Origin of the sequence: Synechococcus sp. BSA11S, from assembly GCF_014224355.1 — a bacterium.
GTDB lineage: Bacteria > Cyanobacteriota > Cyanobacteriia > PCC-6307 > Cyanobiaceae > Regnicoccus_A.
In genome coordinates this window covers 150,752-168,866 of the sequence record NZ_VNWP01000002.1, presented here as the reverse complement: position 1 = coordinate 168,866, position 18,115 = coordinate 150,752, and the positions used below count along the sequence as shown (strand labels likewise).

The window sequence follows — 18,115 nt, the reverse complement described above, 5'->3', positions numbered from 1 at the left end:
GAACGACGGGCCAGGCCTGTCCTTAACTTCAAGCCCACCCCCCAGGCCCCATGCCCAGGACCCTTTCCCTAGCCACGTTCGCCTCACTCTCCGCCCTGGCCATGGGCCTGGCCCCCGGCGCTGCGGCAGCCAGCTGCACTTACCTGACGGCCGTGGGAGGAGGCACCAGCGTCAGCAAGTCGATCCAACTGAACGGCCCGCTCGTGTTTCCCTTCGGGCGCACCAACTTCAACACCGATTTCACCGTGAGTCGGGCCTACTCCAGCTACAAGGTGAACTTCAAATCCACCTCCACCAAGGCAGGTCCATTCCCGATCCAGGCTTATCTGAAATTCAGCGATGGCACCAACCTGCAGGTGGTGAATGAAACCCTCGATGCCCAGCCCGGTCAGTTTCGCCAGTTCGGTCCCTTCCACCCACCGGCCGGCAAGCTGGTGAGCCAGGTGAACGTGAAGGTGGGCTCGGGGTACAACGCCAATGCCACCGGTTTCAGCTACACGATCTCTGTGTTCGGCTGCCGCTGAGCATCGCTCGGAGCTCCAGGCACCCCACCACCGTCAGCAGGGCCTTGTTGCCATGATGTCGTCAGGCCACGGACCTGGAACAGCCATGAGCAGCGAGGCGAGAGAGGCCCTGGTCCAGCGTCTGGCCCTGGAATCCCTCGACTTCGAGGGCACCAGCAAGGATCCGGAGCGGAACTGCTGGCTCGCTGTGCATCGTCATGCCCATGGCGTGCTGCCCAGCGAGTACGACATCCGCGATGTGCCCGAAGACCTCTACCTCGACGTGCTCGCCAGGCGCCGAGAGCTCAGCTGAGCCCTCCGGCCAGGCACGGAAGCCATCAGATCGGCCACAGGCTCGATCCTGGCCTGGCTCAGGAACCGAGCGGCCTCCTCAGCGGAACAGGCCTGCTCCAGATCCGCCCAGTTGATGGCATAGCCCAGGGTTCTGGCGCGCTCAATCAGATGCCCCCAAGGCCTCTGGCCCCTGGCTGGTCTCGCCGCTGGGCCAGCCTGCCGGAGCAGGGCCCTCAGGCTCGGCTGCTGCTCGGCATCGGCCACCAGGCGTCGCAGTTGCTCCAGAGACATCTCAGCCGCTTCGTCGGGCCTGCCCACCATCGCGCCGCAGCCCGGCACTGAACAGCTTCAGGACACAAAGACAAAAAAACCACCCCTGAGGCAGGGGTGGAGAAGGGAAGGCATGCAAGCCGATGACCGCAGACCAGAGGAGCGGGTACCGGCGAATCTGGATCAGGCCCAGCCCTTGGAGGCCATCTCTTCGATGTAAGCGGCAACATCGGCGATGTCACCGTCGGTGAGCTTGCCGGCAAAGGCGGGCATGGCGTTCTTGCCGTTGGCGATCTGGTAAGCGATGGCGCCCTCATGGTCGGTGCTGTAGTTGGCCAGGTAGGCCTCCAGAGCGTCGGCCTTGAGGGTGCGCTCGGCGTTCACCACATTGCCGCCACCCATGTGGCAGGCCGCACAGTTGGCGGAGAAAATCTGCCCGCCGTGGGCAGCGTCTGCGGCGAAGCTGGGGGAGGCACCCAGCAGTAGCGCCAGGCAGACGGCGAAGAACGAAAGCAGGCGACGCATCACGGGAGCGAGCAAGGGAGCGGGCAACCCGACAAAAATAGAGTCCCGCCGCCAGCTGAACGCCGGCGACGGGAAAGGATCGAAACAATCTCGTTACCGAGCCCCGATGGGGATCACTCGACGATCACCTTGCCGACCATGCCGGCACCGCGGTGGGGCTCACACCAGTAGTCGTAGCTGCCGGCTTCGGAGAAGGTTTCCTCCCAGGATTCCCCGGGGGCAAAAGCAAGGGTGCTGTGGCTGAGCTCCTCGTGGCCGTCAAAGACGGCGTTGTGGGGGGCCAGCTTGTTGTTCACGAAACGAACCGTGTCGCCCTTGCTGATGGTGATCACGCTGGGCTCGAAGGCCAGCATGCCGGCATCGGTGCCGAGCTTCACCTCCACGGTGGCCGCCTGGGCGGGCTGCACGGAAGCGAAACTCACCAGGAGCAACAGAGCCCCCAGAAGAGCGGAACCCGCCAGGGCCTTCACGAACCGGGCCTGGGCTGCCAAGAAAGCTTGAACCATCAGGAATTCCAAACACTGGCGGCATTGTATGTCGTCTTCAGATACGTCCGCGGTGGGGCAGCCCTGCCTGCTCGAACACCGCCTCGAGGGTGGGGGCATGGCTCACCATCGCAAAGCGCTCCGGCGGGCTCACCGGGTCGTGGATGAAGTGACGCTGACGGATGCTGAAGCGATCCCAGGCATTCACCTCGATCGGCAGCACCCGGATCAGAGCTTCGATCCACCAGCCGTTCAGCGACAGCCCCAGCGGTGGCCTCCAGCTGCGGCGCCAGCGGCAGAGCCTGGTCACGGTGTCATCGACCGTGACGGCCGGCTGGCCCAGAACAAGCCGGCGCACCGGCCCCTGACCCGGCTCGGGATTGGACTGGTGAGGGTTGAGGGCCAGGTGGGCGCAGACCAGGGCGATGTCGGCCGCATGGATGAAATGGAAGCTGGCCTCAGCCCGAAGCCACTTCGCCAGCCACAGCCAGCGCACCGCTTCCTTGAGGCCGGCTGTGAGGTAGCTGGTGGGGTGGGGATCGCCTGGGCCCACCGAACCGCCGAACACCAGCGTGGGGAAGACCGCCACGATCCGCTCGGCCAGGGGATGGCGCTCCAGCTGCTCCAGGCAGAGGGCCTTGGTCTGGATGTACTCGGTGCCATAAGCCGCCGCTTCGGGAAGCAATCGCAACTGACGATCGAGGATGCTGGCGGTGGAGAAATAGATGATCTGCTCCAGCCGGGCGGGATCCAGGCGGCCCAGCAGCTCCTTGACGGCCACCACGTTCACCTGATGAGCCCGCTCGGGATCGCCCCAGGCGGTGGCGGTGTGGATCACCCTGGTGGCCGAGGCGATCGCGGCGGCATGGGGCTCCTGATCACGCAGATCACCCACCAGCAGGGTGATGCGCGGATCCTGCCGGGGTACGGCGGTGAGCTTGGCAGGATCCCGCAGCCAGAGAAGCAGCTCGACATCGGAACTGACATAGAGCTGTTCGGCGATGGCCTGACCGACGCAGCCGCTGGCGCCGGTGATCAAGACACGGGCGTGCCCGTTGGCGCCGCTCAAACGGCTGCCCCCAGCAACTCATTCACCGACTTGCCCGCCTCGAAGAAGACCCGTGCGTTGTCCTCGGGGGTGCCCGGCAGGATGCCATGGCCCAGGTTGAGGATGTGTCGGCGGCCACGGGCCTTGCGCACGGTGTCGACGATGCGCTCCCGGATCGCTTCCGGGGTCCCAAAGAGCAGACCAGGATCCACATTGCCCTGCACCCCGAGGTGTTCGGGCAGGCGGGCACAGCCATCGGCCATGTCCACGGTCCAATCCAGGGAGATGAAATCGACGCCGGTGGTGGCCATCCGCTCGAGCACACCCGCGCTGCCGGAGATGTAGAGAATCAAAGGGGTGTCGGGGTGCTTCGCCTTGACCTGATCCACCACCCGTTTCTGATAGGGAGCTGCGAACACGTCGTAGTCGATCGGGCTGAGCTGACCGGCCCAGGAGTCGAACAGCTGCACCACCTGGGCACCGCTTTCGATCTGATAGCTCACATAGGCGGCGATCGAATCAGCCAGGAGGCCCAGCAGGCGATGCAGCAGCGCCGGCTCCTGGAAGGCCATCGCCTTGATCACGGCGTAGTTCTTGCTGCTCTTGCCTTCCACCGCGTAGGCGGCCAGGGTCCAGGGGGCACCCACGAAGCCCAGTACCGCGGCTTCATTGCCCACACTCTGGCGCAGCCGGCCCAGCACCTCACCCACAAACGGAAGTGAAGCCGCGGCATCCAGGGGTCTCAGTGCCTCCACCTGCTCCAGGCTGCGGATCGGCGGATCGATGATCGGTCCCTTGCTCTCGATGATGTCGAAGTCGATCCCCATCCCCGGCAGGGGCGTGAGGATGTCGGAGAAAAGGATCACCCCATCGGGCTGAAAGGCCCGGAAGGGTTGCATGGAGATCTCGTAAGAGAGATCGGGCTGCTCCGATCGCTCCCGGAAGCCCGGGTGACGATCGCGCAGGTCGCGGTAGACCTTCATGTAACGCCCGGCCTGGCGCATCATCCAGACCGGTGGACGCTCCACCTGCTCACCTCGGGCGGCGCGCAGCAGCAGGGGAAGCGATTCGACCATGGGTGAAGGGAATGCCAGGGGCGAACCTACCCGAGCGCACCGCCTGTTTCGGTGGCTTCGTCACAGAGGGGCTGGCTGCGAACCGGGTCGCGCTGCAGCACCAGCACGCTCAGAGGCGGCAGGCAGAGGTCGAGCGACTGGCTGTAGCCATGGAGCGCCCACTCCTCGGTGAATTTGCCCCCCAGATTGCCGAGGTTGCTGCCGCCATAGCGGCTGCCATCGGTATTGAAGACTTCGGCGTAGTAGCCCTCCATCGGCACCCCCACCCGGTAATGGGAATGGCTCTGGGGGGTGAAGTTGGCCACCACAACCACCCAGCGACCCGTAAGGGTTTCCCGACGCATGAAGCTGATCACCGAATGGCGGCTGTCGCTGCAGTCGATCCACTGGAAGCCGTAGTGGTCGAAATCCTCCCTCCAGAGTGCCGGCTCCTCGCGATAGAAACGGTTGAGATCGTCGACCAGATTGCGCAGCCCCTGGTGGGCCTCGTACTGCAGCAGGTCCCACTGCAGATCGCCCCAGACGTTCCATTCCGAGCGCTGGCCGAACTCCATGCCCATGAAGATCGTCTTCTTGCCCGGGTGGGTCCACATGTAGGCGAGCAGAGCGCGCACATTGGCGAACTTTTGCCAGTCGTCACCTGGCATCTTGTGCAACAGGTGGCTCTTGCCATGCACCACTTCATCATGGCTGAGGGCAAGCATGAAGTTCTCGGTGTAGTGGTACATGATCGAGAACGTGACATTGTTCTGGTGGAACTGGCGGAACCAGGGATCCAGCTCGAAATAATCGAGCATGTCGTGCATCCAGCCCATGTTCCACTTGAGGTTGAAGCCGAGGCCACCCATGTCGGTGGGCTTGGTCACCATTGGCCAGGTGGTGGATTCCTCGGCGATCGAGAGGGCACCGGGGAAGTGGTGGAACAGCACTGAATTGGCCTGCTGCAGAAAGCGCACCGCCTCGAGGTTTTCACGGCCGCCCTCCTCGTTGGCCAGCCATTCGCCATCGGGGCGCAGGTAATCGCGGTAGAGCATGGACGCCACCGCATCCACGCGGATGCCGTCGAGGTGAAACTCCTCGAACCAATAGACCAGATTCGCCACGAGGAAGTTGCGCACCTCGTTGCGGCTGTAATTGAAGATCAGCGTTCCCCATTCCTTGTGCTCGCCGATGCGGGGATCGGCATGCTCGTAGAGGTGGCAGCCATCGAAGAAGGCCAGGCCATGGCTGTCCTTGGGGAAGTGGCCAGGCACCCAGTCGAGGATCACCCCAAGGCCTTCGGCGTGGCACCGGTCCACGAAGGCACGGAATTCATCCGGCGGCCCGAAGCGGCTGGTGGGGGCGTAGAAGCCCGTCACCTGGTACCCCCAGGAGCCGTCGAAGGGATGCTCGGCGATCGGCATCAGCTCGATGTGGGTGAAACCCCGCTCCTTCACATAGGGAATCAACCGGTCGGCCAGCTCGGGATAGGTGAGCAGCCGTGCGCCGGGTTTGAGATCGGCGGCAGCCACGGGCGGGCGCGGGCTGCCATCGGCCTCGATGTAGGGCTGATCAGCCGGGCCATGCATCCAGCTGCCCAGGTGCAGTTCGTAGACCGAGATCGGCTGATTGAGGGGGTCGCGGCTGTCGCGCTCGGCCAGCCAGGCCTGGTCGCCCCAGCGGTACTGGCCCAGCTGGGTGACCACCGAACCGGTCTGGGGGCGGACTTCGTGCTGAAAGCCGTAGGGATCCGCTTTCTGATAACAGTGGCCCTCGGGGGAGCGCACCTCGTATTTGTAGAGCGTGCCGGTCGTGAGACCGGGGACGAACAGTTCCCAGATTCCCCCAATGCGCAGCTGCATCGGGTGATGACGGCCATCCCAGCTGTTGAATTCGCCCAGCAGGGCCACGCTGCGGGCATTGGGGGCCCAGAGGGCGAACTGCACACCGGCGATGCCCTCGCGCTCACAGGGATGGGCGCCGAGGCGGCGCCAGATGTGATGGTGGTTGCCCTCGGCGAACAGATGGCGATCGAGCTCGCCCATCCATTCCTCACGGAAGGCCCAGGGATCGTGTTGCTGGTGCTCGATGCCACCGCGCTGCACCCTGTACTGGTAGCGCCGACCGGGATCGGCGCTCAGCTCTGCTTCGAACACCCAGGGATGGTGGGGTGTGGCCATGGGCAGGATCTGGCCGTCGAGCAGGAGGTGCACCTGGCTGGCCTCCGGCATCCAGGCCCGCACCACCCATCCTTCGCCGTGGGGCTGGGGCCCCAGCACGGCGAAAGGATGATCGTGCCGGCAGTCCTGAAGCCTCTGCCCGTCTTGGACCATCCATTCGAGGCTGGTGGAAGGCATCGATCAACGGCAGGCGGAAGGGGAGCTTAGGCCCGCCGTTCCTGCCGCCTCCCTGGGTCAGGGCAGGGGAACGCCTGGGCGCTCCGGGTCCTCGGGGAAGTCGATGCCGATGATGTGACCCTCCGGATCAAAGATCACGAAGAGGTTGTCGGTGACCCTCTGAAACTGGGTGGTGACGAGCACCAGCTGCTGGGGACCACCTTCACTGGCCACCACGGTGCCGCGCAGGCGCTGAAACGAACCCGTGAGTTTCTCGAGATCCTTCCAGCGGTTGAGGAGGTCCTGGGGCGTGATCTCCTCCTGAAGCTCGCGGATCAGCAGACTGCGGGCATCCACCACACGACCCTCGCTGAGGGCGGTGATGAAGGTGGTGGCGATCTGCTTGATCGGCTTGTCCTGCTGATCCAGTTCCCAGCCCAGGAGTCGTCCTTGGCCATCAAGCACCAGCACCAGGGGCCGGCTGCCGGAGGATCCCCTCAGCTCCGCCTCCACGGTGCTGTCATCCACACCCGAAGACACCTCAGTGATCCGGCTGCCGAGGATCGGTCCCTGTTCGCGCAGTCGTTGGCGAACACGCTCCACCGTGGTGAGCTTCCTCAGATCAGGGGCCAGGCGATCGAAGACGGCCTGACTGTCCTGGCGTTTCAGGGCATCGAGCAACACCTGACCGGCCGCGCGGGCCTGGGCCGGAGGCAGGGCGGAGGTGGCCAACGAGGGACCCCCATGCAAGCCAGCAGCCAGGGCCATCGCCAGCAGAGGGACACGCAGGTTCATGGAGATGACTGAGAACAGCAGGCTCGCGTCAGTCTGCCCCAGGATCAAGCGGCAGCAGGCGCAGGTGGGCATCGGCCAGGTGCAGTTCGAGGGTGATCACCCGGTGGGCCGGGCCCACAGGACCCAGCGGACACTCGCCTGTGCCCGGGTTGACCGCCACCTGGGGCCAGGCTGAAGCGGCCAGGGACAGCCGCAGCCGTTCCCCGGCGGAGATGGTGGCCACCAGAGGCTGAAGGCTGAGGCGCCGCCGCTGCCTGCGACGGCAGTGGGGGCCGAGGAAGCGCGCCACACCCGTGCTCAGTTGCCAGGACGTTCCCCGGCGGATCACCGAGAGAGCTCCACAGAGATCGAAACCGTCCTGATCAGCGCAGATCTCCAGCTCAAGCTCAGGCCGCCCCGCCAGCTGCAGCGGCTCATCCAGGGGGGCCGTGGTGAAGCAGGCCACATCGGAGCGGGCATCGAGATCCGTGCGGGCCACCAGGCCGGCGTCGAGCCCCAGGTGTCCCCCCCGTCCCGGGACCGGCCGCCACGGGTCGTGAACGAACCAGAGGGCACCTCCTCCGTCGCCATCCGCGAGCAGGCGACCTTCGTCGGCGTCAATGGCGGCCAGGCCCCCGCTGGCCAGGGCCCAGTCCCGTCGACCGCTGCCGGCGTCGCTCAGGCCCTGCCACTGACCGCTGCCCAGATCGGCGATCGCCTCCTTCGGATGAACCTCCAGTCCCTCCCTCCCCCGCAGGTGCCGATCAAAGAAGCTCAGCTGCAGGCGATCGAGTCCCCCGCTCCAGTTCAGGTGGCTCCAGGCCCCGATCCGCACCCAGGGATCAGCGCCCGCGGCGCGGCCACGGGCCAGCAGATCCAGCACCCCCGACAGGTGGGGATCATGCCAGCCCCCCACCAGCAGCATCGGCTGGCGGAAGAGGGCTTCGGGAGGCTCATGCCGCCGCCAGCCCTGGGGCTGGCCAGGATCCAGCCGTAACCAGCCCAGCCCCATCCCCCCCGGGTCATGGCACTCCAGCAGGGCCAGGCCATCGGTGGGAAAGGTGCCGTCCTGCAGGCTGCGGCGGATGCGATGCCAGGCGCTCGGGTCCCCGGCGCGGCGCATGGTTTCAGCCGCCAGCTGAAGCGCCCAGCCGAGGCCCAGTCCCCACCAGTGGGCGCCCCCCTCGCTGGCCCAGTGCAGCCGTTCGTCAAGACCGGCCATCGCTGGTGCCAGGGCATCGGGAAGCGGACTTCCCGGGCTGAGCAACAGCTGGCTGAGCCCCTGGTAGGAAAACCCATAGGTTCCCACCCGTCCATTGGCATAGGGAAGGGTGCGGGCCCAGGCCAGGGCCAAGCCGCCATCGGCAGCCTCCTGGGCAAACCCCCTGAATTCTCCCTGGGACGCCCCCCGCCCACGCACGTCCTGCACCGCCACCGCATAGCCCTGGCTGGCGTACCAGCGTGGATGGGCATAGGTGACAGTGGACGCGATCGCCCGCCCGTAGGGCTGTCGCATGAGCAGCAGGGGCCAACGGCCCGGCTGCGTCGGTTTCCAGACTCGGGTCGCCAGCAACACCCCGTCAGGGCAGGGCATCCAATCCTCGAGAACTTCGGTGTCCAGCTGGAAGACTCAGCGCACGTCGGGACAGTGCAGGCCCACCACATAGGTGGTGAGAATCTCGGCATCGGTGGAGTTCAGCCCCTGGCTCTTGGCCACCATCGCAATCGCTTCCGGTGATTTGGAGGTCACCCCGCGTCCGTTGAGCTGCCGAAGGTCGTCGCAGAGACGCTTGGCCAGCTGCGGATTCTGCTTGACCGACTCCAGCAGGGGTGAGGCGGCCTGCAGCGGAGGCAGGGGAAGGGCAGCGCTGAGAAGCACCGCGAAGCAGGTGAAGGCCAGTCGTCTCACTGCTGGCTGGAGTGGGCGTTGTCGTCCGGGGAGAGAAGGCAAGGGCAAGAAACGTCCTCCACTCGGGGGATCATTCCATTTGAGGGGCTGCCGGCGTCTGGATGGAGAGATCCTGGTCAGTTTGCCGGGCGACCGGAGGCCCGCCGGGCCGTGGCGATCCAGGCGCGCACCTCGGGAAGGGTGGGCACCGGCAGGGCGGATCCGATCAGCGAGCGCTGCAGGCGGCCGAGCTGGCGGTGGGCCTGCTGGGGGGAGGCCTCAGCCAGAGCCGAGGAACTGGCCAAGCCTGCATGCAGCAGCAGAGCGGCCTGCTCGGCGGCCAGACCCAGCTCGCTGATCAGGCGAGCCTGGGCGCGCAACCTGATCAGCCGCTGCTCGGAAGCTCCGTGGCGGGCCAGGCGCCGCAGGGCCGGATCGCTCAGGGCGGCCAGGGAGGACCAGTCGTGCAGGCCTGCCTGCTGCAGCTGGGTCTGCTCAGCGCTGAAGTGGGGAGGAACATCAAGCATCGGCAGCAGGGGGATCAGCGCAGCACGGTCACCGTGCCGTCCTCGAGGCTGCGGGTGGCCTCGGCCAGCACCACCGGGCGGCTGCTGCCGGCACCGGCAGGCTCGACCCGCCGCAGGCGCACATGCACCAGCCCATCGCCACTGCTGCGACCGCTGCCGCGCAGGTTGAGGGCCAGCTGCTCCACCGTGGGGCCATAGGTGTCGCTCGACAGCTCCGGGGGCGCTGCAGCGACCACAAGATTGGTTCCGTTGTCGAAGACCACCGGCACCGTCACGGCTCCCTCCACCTGGGTGCGCGGCGAATAACTGATGGCAAAAGCGAGGCAGGACAGGGAAAGCAGGACCGTGAAGCTGGTGACCCCCACCAGGCGGAAGCGGATTCCCCAGCTCCGCACGAATCCCGCCACCATCAGCAGGGCCAGCACTCCACTGGCAGCCCCCAGCCATAGTCCGGCTTTGAGCAACAGCGGATCGACGGGCATGGCGGCCTGGGCAGAAGCGGAAACCCCTTTATATTGCGGCGTCCTCAGGCGGTGACAGCAACGAGCCGATGGGGTCCCCGCCTTCGCCTGAGACGGGTACCGAGCCCCGCAGTCGCCGCAATCAGCTGCTGCTGGCGGCCGTCCTGGGGGGAAGCGCAGGCCTGCTGGGAGCCTGGTGGGGGTCTGATCATCTGGCGCGCTGGGCCTACGACAGCTGGCGGCCCCGGCTGGAAACCCTGATCGGTCGTGGGCTTGGCCACCCGATCCAGCTCGGTCCCTATCAGGGGCTGAGGCCCTGGGGTCTGAGCATCGGTCCCACCCGTGTGCTGAGCGGGCCGGCCGACCGCTCCAACCTGCGCCTGAAAGGGCTTGGGGTAAGCCTGGACCCGGCGGGCACACTCCTCGAGCGTGCCCTGGTGCTGCAACTGCGGCCCCGGGGGGCCCAGCTCAACCTCATCCCGAACGCCAAGGGACAGGTCTGGGTCTTCGGGCCGGCAGGCACGAAACCACCGCCAAGACTGTCTTTCAAGCTTCTGCTGGACCAGCCCGCACGCTTTCGCCTCGGCGCTGGCGATCTCGACCTCATGCTGCAGGGTCGGGGGGAGGTGAGGTTGCACCGTCGCAGCGCCGACTGGCGTGTCACGGCCAGGCCGCGGGCTCAGGGCAGCGCTGGGGCCAGCAGGGCCCGTGGTCGTGCCCTGCTGCGGGGGTCGGCGAACTGGGGCAATGGCGATGTTCGGCTTGGCCTTGATCTGCGCCGCTGGGATCTGGCCCCCCTGGCGTCGCTGATCCCCCGCGCCCGTCCCCCGCGCCAACAGGCTCTGAAGGGAACCGCCAACGGCCGTCTCGAGCTCAGCAGAAGCCAGGGGAAGGCCAGCTGCAGAGGTTCCCTGCGCCTGGCCGCACTCGAGCTGCGTGATCCCCTTCTGCCGGCTCCACTCCAGGCCAGACGCCTGTCGCTCGGCTGCCGAGGGCAGCGGATCCTGCTGGAGGGTGACCCCTGGCGGATGGCGAACTGGCAAGGGACTCTCAAGGGCTCCCTGGTTCCCGGTAACCGTTTCGATCTGAGCCTCACCGCCAACGATCCCAAGCGCGGCGATCGGCTGGGACTGGGGTTGCGCGGACCCTGGCGGCAGCCCCTTCTGGCACTGGATGGCCACATCCCCCTGGGCAAAGGAACCCCCACCAGCCCCCAACCGCTGAAGTTCAACGCCCTGTTTCGCGCCGACTGGCGGCGCAGCCTTCAGCTGCGTCTCGAGAGCCTGAAAGCGCGCTCCGGCCGCTCCGAACTCACGGCACAGGGACAGGTCTGGCCCAGGCTTGATGTGCGCAGCCAGCAGCTGAGGCTGCATCCATCCCTCTGGCAACCTGCCGGAGCAGTGGCCCAGGGCCTGCTGGGCCGTGACTCTTGGCTGGAGGGGGGGCTTCTGCTGGGGGGAAGCCTGAGGGAGCCGACCCTCAGCGCCACCTTCCAACGCCAGGGAACCACCCTGCTCAACCTCCAGGCCAGCGCCGGTCCTGACGGCGACCGCTCTGGTCCCCTCGGACGCCTGAAAGCCAGGCTGAGCGCCCCCTCCGGACTCCGCCTGGAGGACACCCTGCTGCTCGGGCCCATCAGCGCCGATCTGGCCTGGTCCAGCAATCGCCTCAGTCTGCTGAGTTTCGAGAGTCCGGAGCTCAGTGCCGACGGCGACCTCCCCCTTCGCTGGCAGCGCCGGCGCGGCCTGGTGGCGGGTGATCTGGGGCTGAACCTCCAACTCAGGCCTTACGCCCTGGCCCGGATCGGCCCCTTGCTGGGCACCACGCTTCAGGGGGATCTCAGTGCCCGGGGCCGCCTGAGCGGACCCCTCTCGGCCCTGCGGCCCGACCTCTGGCTGTCGGTGCGTCAGCCCGGCGGGGGGCCGCTGCAACTGCTGGAAACCTGGGAAGGAAGGCTGACGGCACGCTCAGGCGGCGGCGGCGACCTGGCTCTGGACGCCGTTGCCCCTGCCTCGGGGGGAAGCCTGAAGGCACAGCTGAACCGCTCCTGGTTGCCCACCCAGGTGGAGCTGCGGCGCCAGCAGGGACTGCTGACCTTCAACGGCGATGCCCGTCGCTACCGCTGGCAGGCGTCCCGCTTCCCCCTCAGGGGCCTGCGCCTGGCCCTGGGGGATCCCGCCAGGCCCAGGGCCCTGGATGGTCTGCTCAGCGGCAAGGGGATTCTGGATCTTCAGCCTCTGGCCATGGAGGGGAGCGTGGCCCTGGAGAGGCCGATGCTGATGGGAGTGCGCGGGCAGCGGCTGGCCGCCTCCGGCCGTTACAGCGCCGGGCGTTTCCGCCTGAAGGGCGAGTTCACCCCCCTGACCGGGGGAACGGTGGCCCTCAGTGCCGATGGGCAGCGCAGGGGAAGTCTGAGCACCCGCATCGAAGGCCGGGGATTGCCACTGCAATTGTTCCAGGAGTTGGCCCAGGCCCTGACGATCTGGCGAGGCGAAGCTCCACAGCCCAGGGGGAGGGCCAGCGATCTGGGCACACTCGTGATCGACACCCTCGGGGGCTCGATCGATGGCCAGTTGCAGGCCCTGCAGGCCGCTCAGGCAAGGCTGGCGGAGTTTCGGCCCACCAGGCCCGCCGGATCACGAATGAAACTCGAAGACCTGCGTGGTCTGGTCGATCTCGACGTCAACCTGACCGGAGCCGATCTGGAACGCCTCAACCTCGACGTGGCCGCCAAGGGCCACGTCTGGATGCGGGCCGACGACCGCGACCAGGCCCTCGAGCTCGATCCCTTCCGGGTGCGCATTCAAGGACCGATCCAGGGCGGGAAGGGCAGCTTCAGCCTTGAGAACCTCCCCCTGACCCTGCTGGCCCTGGCCACACCCGTGCCCAACAGCCTGCGTGGGGGGGTGAATCTGGAGGGCTCTTATCAGCTGGGATCCGGCACCCGTGAGCGCGCATTCCGCACCAGCCTGAGCCTGAGCAACGCCAGCCTCAACGGCATCCCACTGCGGCTCGAGGACGCCGATGTGAGCCTGGAAGGGGAAGCCCTGGCCCTGGCGGCCTCCCTGCGCAGCGAAGGGGCCGACGGCAGCATCGACCTCAGCGGCACCATTCCCCTCGATCCCCGCGAGGAGGGGTTGAAGCTGCGGCTCTCAAGCCGCGGCGATGGCCTGCGCTTCATCAGCACCCTGGTGGGACAAGGACTGCAATGGCGCAAGGGCAACGCCGACCTGGAGCTGCTGATGCGGGGCAGCCTGCTCCAACCGCTGGCGAACGGCTTCCTGCGCTTCCGAGACGGCGAGCTGGTGGTCGGCGGTCAGGAGATCCGCCAGCTCCAGGCCACGGTGCTCTTCGATTTCGAAGAGTTGCTGGTGCAGGAGTTCAAGGCCCGCATGGGCAGCCAGGGCGAGCTCGACGGCAGCGGGGGGCTGGGTCTGTTCAAAGACATCACCCAGCGTCAACCCCTCAACCTGACGATCAGCAAAGCCCGCATCAGCGGGCCCCGCCTCAACGCGCTCACCGACGGCAGCCTGGCCCTGCGCGGCAGCTTGCTGCGACCGCAGCTGAGCGGCGAATTGCGCTTGAGCAAGGGCACGATCAATGGTCAGCCCGGGACCCTGGCCCAGGAAGACGCCGACGGGGTCCTCAAACCGAAGCCGGCGAAGCGGCTGACGGAGGAAGACTGGAACTTCGAGAAACCCCTGGTGTTGCTCGGCCCCGAGGTGGAGAGTGACACGGCCCAGTCCCTGCGTGAATCGGTGCCACGGGTACCCCTTCTGCGTCTGGACAACCTGCGCCTCGCCCTCGGCCCGGATCTGGAGGTGGTGGTGCCACCGGTGGCCAACTTCAAGACGGGCGGCAGCCTCGCCCTCAATGGCCCGATCGACCCCAGCCTCAGCATCAGTGGTGTGGTGCGGCTGCTCGGTGGTCGCCTGAGCCTGTTCACCACCAATTTCACCCTCGATCCCGACGCCCCCAACGTGGCGGTGTTCACCCCGAGTCTCGGGCTGATCCCCTATGTGGACATCGCCCTGCGCACAAGGGTGTCGGATACCCTCAGGGTGGGCCGGAGCCGGGGAGGGATCGACGACGCCGACCTCCGGGGGGATTTCACTCCGCTCGATCAGCTCAATCTGGTCAAGGTGGTGGTGACCGCCAGTGGTCCGGCCGACCGGATCCAGGAATCCCTCACCATCCGCAGCTCCCCACCCCTGTCGCAAGAGCGGCTGGTGGCGCTGATCGGCGGCAATTCCCTGGCGGGTCTGAGCGGCGGCAACGCCACGACGGCCCTGGCCACGGTCTTCGGTCAGTCGCTGCTCTCGCCACTGATCGGGACCCTCAGCAACGCCTTCGGCCAGCGGGTGAGTTTCTCGATTTTCCCCACCTTCTTCTCCCCGTCGGCGAACGAGGTGGGCAGCAATGCGTCGGGATCACGGCGGGAGTCCCGCCGGGCTCCCGCCCAGCTGGTGCTGGGCTCGGAGCTGGGCCTCGACATCACTGAGCGCTTCAACTTCTCGGTGCTGGCGGCACCGAACCGCACCGACATCCCCCCCCAGCTCACCCTGCGCTACCAGGCCAGTGACACCCTGGGCCTGCAGGGATCCTTCGACACCGAAGGGCGCTGGCAGAGCCAGCTGCAGTTGTTCTTCCGCTTCTGATGGGCTCCGCTTGAGATGGAACTGATCGGCGCGGATCTGGGGGGCACCGCCATCAAGCTGGGCCGCTTCGACGCCGGCGGTGCCTGCCTGGCCGAACTCGAGTGCCCCACCCCTCAACCGGCCCTGCCCGGAGCGGTGAGCATGGCGCTGGTGGAGGCGATCACGGCCGTGGATCCTGAAGGCAAGGCCGATCGGGTGGGGATCGGCCTGCCCGGACCGATGGACCGCAGCGGCCGGGTGGCGCGGGTGTCGATCAACCTGCCCGGCTGGCACGATGTTCCCCTGGCCGACTGGCTGGAGCCCCAGCTGGAGCGGCGGGTGATCCTGGCCAATGACGCCAACTGCGCCTTGCTGGGGGAGGCCTGGCTGGGGGCGGCCCGGGGCCGGAGCGACGTGCTGCTGCTGACCCTGGGCACGGGTGTGGGTGGAGCGGCCCTGCTGGGGGGCCAGCTGTTCACCGGCCGGGATGGGGCGGCGATCGAGCCCGGCCTGATCGGCATCGACCCTGAGGGTCCCCCCTGCCGCAGCGGAAACCGGGGCTCGCTCGAGCAGTTCTGCAGCATCACGGGGCTGGGCCGCCTCAGCCCGCTGGATCCAGCCGAGCTCTGCCGCCGCGCCGACGGGGGTGATCCCGAAGCCCTGGCCGTCTGGGACCGCTACGGCCGCTGGCTGGGGATCGGTCTGAGTTCACTTCTCTATGTGCTCACTCCGGAGCTGGTGCTGATCGGCGGTGGCCTCAGTGCCGCCAGCGACCACATCCTGCCGGCTGTCTGGCGGGAGGTGGAGCAGCGGGTGCTGCCGGAGAGTCGCCAGGGCCTGGAGATTCGCCGCTGTGCCCTGGGCAACGGGGCCGGACGGCTGGGGGCGGTGCGGCTGGCCCTGGACACCCTGCCGGCCTGAGTCGGGGGGGCAGGAATGGGCGGCTGGAATGATGGTCAGATGGCTTCCACCCCAACCGGCGTCCCCGATCCAAGCCCCGAGCTGCTCAGCCGCGCCGGTGCCGTTCGCCGCGCCGCCATGGCCCTGGGGCAGTGCACGGATGAGCAGCGCCGGCAGGCACTGCTGGCGATGGCCCAGGCGCTCGAGCAGGATGGCGACACGATTGTGGCCGCCAATGAGGCCGATCTGGAGGCAGCGGCGGCGGATCAGCTGGCCCCGGCCCTGGTGGCCCGCCTGAAGCTCGATGGCACCAAACTCGCCAGCGCGATCGAGGGGGTGCGTCAGCTGGCCGCGCTTCCCGATCCCGTGGGGCGGCGTCAGCTGCACACCGAGCTGGATGCCGGCCTGGTGCTGGAGCGGATCAGCGTGCCCCTTGGGGTGGTGGGGGTGATCTTCGAGGCCCGGCCGGATGCCCTGATCCAGATCGCGTCGCTGGCGGTCCGCTCCGGCAACGGCGCTTTGCTCAAGGGGGGACGCGAGGCCAGCCGGAGTTGCGCAACGATCTTCCAGGCTCTGCAGACGGGTCTGGCGGCCAGTGCGGTGGATCCGGGGGCCATCGCCCTGCTCACCACCCGCCAGGAGAGCCTTGGGATGCTCAGGCTTGATGGCCTGGTGGATCTGATCATTCCCAGGGGATCGAACGCGCTGGTGCGCTTCATCCAGGACCACACCCGCATCCCCGTGCTGGGCCATGCCGACGGGGTCTGCCATCTGCTGGTGGACCGGGCTGCGGATCCCCAGCAGGCCCTGCGCCTGGCGATCGACAGCAAGACCCAGTACCCGGCCGCCTGCAACGCGATCGAAACCCTGCTGGTGCATCGGGAAGCCGCTCTCAGCTTCCTGCCTGCGGCGATCGCCGCCTTCGCGGCGGAGGCGGTGGAACTGCGGGGCTGCCCCGAGGCCTGTGCCCTGGGGGTGGCCAACCCAGCCAGCGAAGACGACTGGGGCAAGGAATTCTCCGACCGAATCCTGGCGGTGAAGGTGGTGGACAACCTCGAGCAGGCCCTCGAGCACATCGCCCGCCACGGGTCCCGGCACACCGACGCGATCTGCACGAACGATCCCGAAGCGGCCCGGCGCTTCCTCGCTGCCGTGGACAGCTCAGGAGTCTTCCTCAACTGTTCCACCCGCTTCGCCGATGGCTTCCGCTACGGCTTCGGTGCCGAAGTGGGCATCAGCACCCAGACCCTGCCACCCCGAGGCCCCGTTGGGCTGGAAGGCCTGGTCACCTACCGCTACCACCTGCGCGGAGAGGGGCACGTCGTGGCCGACTACGCCAGTGGCGAGCGACGTTTCACGCACCGTTCCCTGCTCCTCTGACGACCCGATGAACGCTCCGCCCCCCCAAATGCATCCAGTCGTCGCGAAGGGCGAGGCGATCCATGTGCACGGATTGCGGCTCTGGGCTCACGTGGGTGTGCTTGAGCAGGAGCGGGACCTGGGGCAATGGTTCGAGCTCGCCTTCAGCCTCTGGCACGACCTCGGCCCCGCAGGCCGCAGCGATGATCTGGCCCTCAGCCTGGATTACGGCCTGGCGATCCAGGCCCTGCAGGAGCAGGCTCGATCGATCCGCTGCCTCACGCTCGAGCACTACGCCGAGAGGATCATGGAGCGGATCGACCAGCTCTACGGCCCGGTGACCCAGCGGGTGATCCTGGGCAAATGCGCTCCCCCCGTGAGCGGCTTCAGCGGCCTGGTGCAGGTGGAGCGCTGGCGCCATGCCCCTGCAGGCGGCTGAGTCGATGACCTACCCACCCCTGGTGATGGTGCATGGGCTCTGGGATTCGCCCCGCCTGTTCCGGCGCCTGGAGAAGCTCCTGGCGGGGGCCCGCGATCCGCTGCTGGTTCCCCACCTGAGCCACCGTCTGGGCGCCACGCCCCTGCTCCACCTGGCCGAGCGGCTGGGTCAGGCCATCGAGGCACGTTTCGGAGCCGAGGAACCGATCGATCTGCTCGGGTTCTCGATGGGCGGTGTGATCGCCCGTTGCTGGCTGCAGCTGCTGGGTGGAGAGCAGCGCACCCGCCGCTTCATCAGCGTGGCCAGCCCTCAGCAGGGAACGATCACCGCCCAGCCCTGGCCGTCGTTCCTGCTGGGGGGAATCGCCGACATGAAACCCGGCAGTCCGCTGCTGCGCCAGCTCAACGAGGATCCTCAAGCCCTGGCAGGGGTGGAGTGCCTGAGCTTCTACACTCCAACCGACCAGGTGGTGGTGCCTGGCTGGAAGGCGATCCTGCCCTTCGGGCCGGCCAGGGCCCTGCCGGTTTGGCTGCACCAGAACGTGCTCAGCGCACCGGCGTCGCTGAAGGTGCTGCATCGGGAGTTGTTGCGCCCCTGACGGCCTCCGCGGTTGT

18 protein-coding genes are annotated in these 18,115 nt (G+C 67.4%); 8 read left to right on the top strand and 10 right to left on the bottom strand.

Features of this window, described 5'->3' with window-relative positions:
• Positions 1-50 precede the first annotated feature (50 nt).
• From FPZ61_RS02700 to FPZ61_RS02690, 3 genes are all read left to right on the top strand, one after another.
• Entirely contained in the window at positions 51-524 is a 474-nt protein-coding gene (locus FPZ61_RS02700; protein WP_185464506.1) for a hypothetical protein, read from the top strand.
• Positions 525-609: 85 nt separating this feature from the next.
• A complete protein-coding gene (locus FPZ61_RS02695) occupies positions 610-816 on the top strand; it encodes a hypothetical protein (RefSeq protein ID WP_185464507.1) in 207 nt (68 codons plus the stop codon).
• A 149-nt stretch (positions 817-965) separates the two neighbouring features.
• Positions 966-1,139: a hypothetical protein gene (locus FPZ61_RS02690; RefSeq protein ID WP_185464508.1), complete on the top strand. Its 174-nt coding sequence runs from the start codon at positions 966-968 to the stop codon at positions 1,137-1,139.
• Between the two features lie 111 nt (positions 1,140-1,250).
• Here the strand turns inward: FPZ61_RS02690 and FPZ61_RS02685 are convergent, their stop codons facing one another.
• The 10 genes from FPZ61_RS02685 to FPZ61_RS02640 form a co-directional block, all read right to left on the bottom strand.
• Positions 1,251-1,592 carry a c-type cytochrome gene (locus FPZ61_RS02685; RefSeq protein WP_185464509.1) on the bottom strand — a complete coding sequence of 114 codons (342 nt, stop codon included), beginning with the start codon at positions 1,590-1,592 and terminating at the stop codon, positions 1,251-1,253.
• Positions 1,593-1,705: 113 nt separating this feature from the next.
• Positions 1,706-2,098, bottom strand: coding sequence for a plastocyanin (gene petE, locus FPZ61_RS02680; protein WP_255441294.1), 393 nt, complete (start codon positions 2,096-2,098; stop codon positions 1,706-1,708).
• A 37-nt stretch (positions 2,099-2,135) separates the two neighbouring features.
• Positions 2,136-3,146 (bottom strand): NAD(P)-dependent oxidoreductase, encoded by a 1,011-nt coding sequence (locus FPZ61_RS02675; RefSeq protein ID WP_185464510.1) that lies wholly within the window; start codon positions 3,144-3,146, stop codon positions 2,136-2,138.
• Positions 3,143-4,201: a uroporphyrinogen decarboxylase gene (gene hemE / locus FPZ61_RS02670; RefSeq protein ID WP_185464511.1), complete on the bottom strand. Its 1,059-nt coding sequence runs from the start codon at positions 4,199-4,201 to the stop codon at positions 3,143-3,145. Before hemE ends, FPZ61_RS02675 begins: the two co-directional genes overlap by 4 nt.
• Before the next feature lie 26 nt (positions 4,202-4,227).
• The gene (glgB, locus tag FPZ61_RS02665) at positions 4,228-6,537 is read right to left on the bottom strand and encodes a 1,4-alpha-glucan branching protein GlgB (protein WP_185464512.1); all 2,310 of its coding nucleotides are present in this window, start codon (positions 6,535-6,537) and stop codon (positions 4,228-4,230) included.
• Between the two features lie 57 nt (positions 6,538-6,594).
• A complete protein-coding gene (locus FPZ61_RS02660; protein WP_185464513.1) occupies positions 6,595-7,311 on the bottom strand; it encodes a DUF3887 domain-containing protein in 717 nt (238 codons plus the stop codon).
• Positions 7,312-7,339: 28 nt separating this feature from the next.
• Entirely contained in the window at positions 7,340-8,884 is a 1,545-nt protein-coding gene (locus tag FPZ61_RS02655; protein ID WP_185464514.1) for a CocE/NonD family hydrolase, read from the bottom strand.
• 36 nt (positions 8,885-8,920) lie between these two features.
• A complete protein-coding gene (locus FPZ61_RS02650) occupies positions 8,921-9,241 on the bottom strand; it encodes a hypothetical protein (protein ID WP_370593324.1) in 321 nt (106 codons plus the stop codon).
• Positions 9,242-9,315: 74 nt separating this feature from the next.
• Positions 9,316-9,705 (bottom strand): DUF4332 domain-containing protein, encoded by a 390-nt coding sequence (locus FPZ61_RS02645; RefSeq protein WP_185464515.1) that lies wholly within the window; start codon positions 9,703-9,705, stop codon positions 9,316-9,318.
• Between the two features lie 14 nt (positions 9,706-9,719).
• On the bottom strand, positions 9,720-10,187 hold the full coding sequence (locus tag FPZ61_RS02640) for a Ycf51 family protein (protein WP_185464516.1): 468 nt from the start codon (positions 10,185-10,187) through the stop codon (positions 9,720-9,722).
• 68 nt (positions 10,188-10,255) lie between these two features.
• Between FPZ61_RS02640 and FPZ61_RS02635 the strand changes: the two genes are divergently transcribed.
• Genes FPZ61_RS02635 through FPZ61_RS02615 form a run of 5 tightly spaced genes read left to right on the top strand, consistent with a single transcriptional unit; the run spans position 10,256 to position 18,099 of the window.
• The gene (locus FPZ61_RS02635) at positions 10,256-14,824 is read left to right on the top strand and encodes a translocation/assembly module TamB domain-containing protein (protein WP_185464517.1); all 4,569 of its coding nucleotides are present in this window, start codon (positions 10,256-10,258) and stop codon (positions 14,822-14,824) included.
• Positions 14,825-14,839: 15 nt separating this feature from the next.
• Positions 14,840-15,724, top strand: coding sequence for an ROK family protein (locus FPZ61_RS02630; RefSeq protein ID WP_185474733.1), 885 nt, complete (start codon positions 14,840-14,842; stop codon positions 15,722-15,724).
• Positions 15,725-15,763: 39 nt separating this feature from the next.
• The gene (locus FPZ61_RS02625) at positions 15,764-17,083 is read left to right on the top strand and encodes a glutamate-5-semialdehyde dehydrogenase (RefSeq protein ID WP_185464519.1); all 1,320 of its coding nucleotides are present in this window, start codon (positions 15,764-15,766) and stop codon (positions 17,081-17,083) included.
• A 28-nt stretch (positions 17,084-17,111) separates the two neighbouring features.
• Positions 17,112-17,501 carry a dihydroneopterin aldolase gene (locus FPZ61_RS02620; protein WP_185464520.1) on the top strand — a complete coding sequence of 130 codons (390 nt, stop codon included), beginning with the start codon at positions 17,112-17,114 and terminating at the stop codon, positions 17,499-17,501.
• Positions 17,482-18,099: an alpha/beta fold hydrolase gene (locus FPZ61_RS02615; RefSeq protein WP_185464521.1), complete on the top strand. Its 618-nt coding sequence runs from the start codon at positions 17,482-17,484 to the stop codon at positions 18,097-18,099. Before FPZ61_RS02620 ends, FPZ61_RS02615 begins: the two co-directional genes overlap by 20 nt.
• The last annotated feature ends 16 nt before the right edge of the window (positions 18,100-18,115 follow it).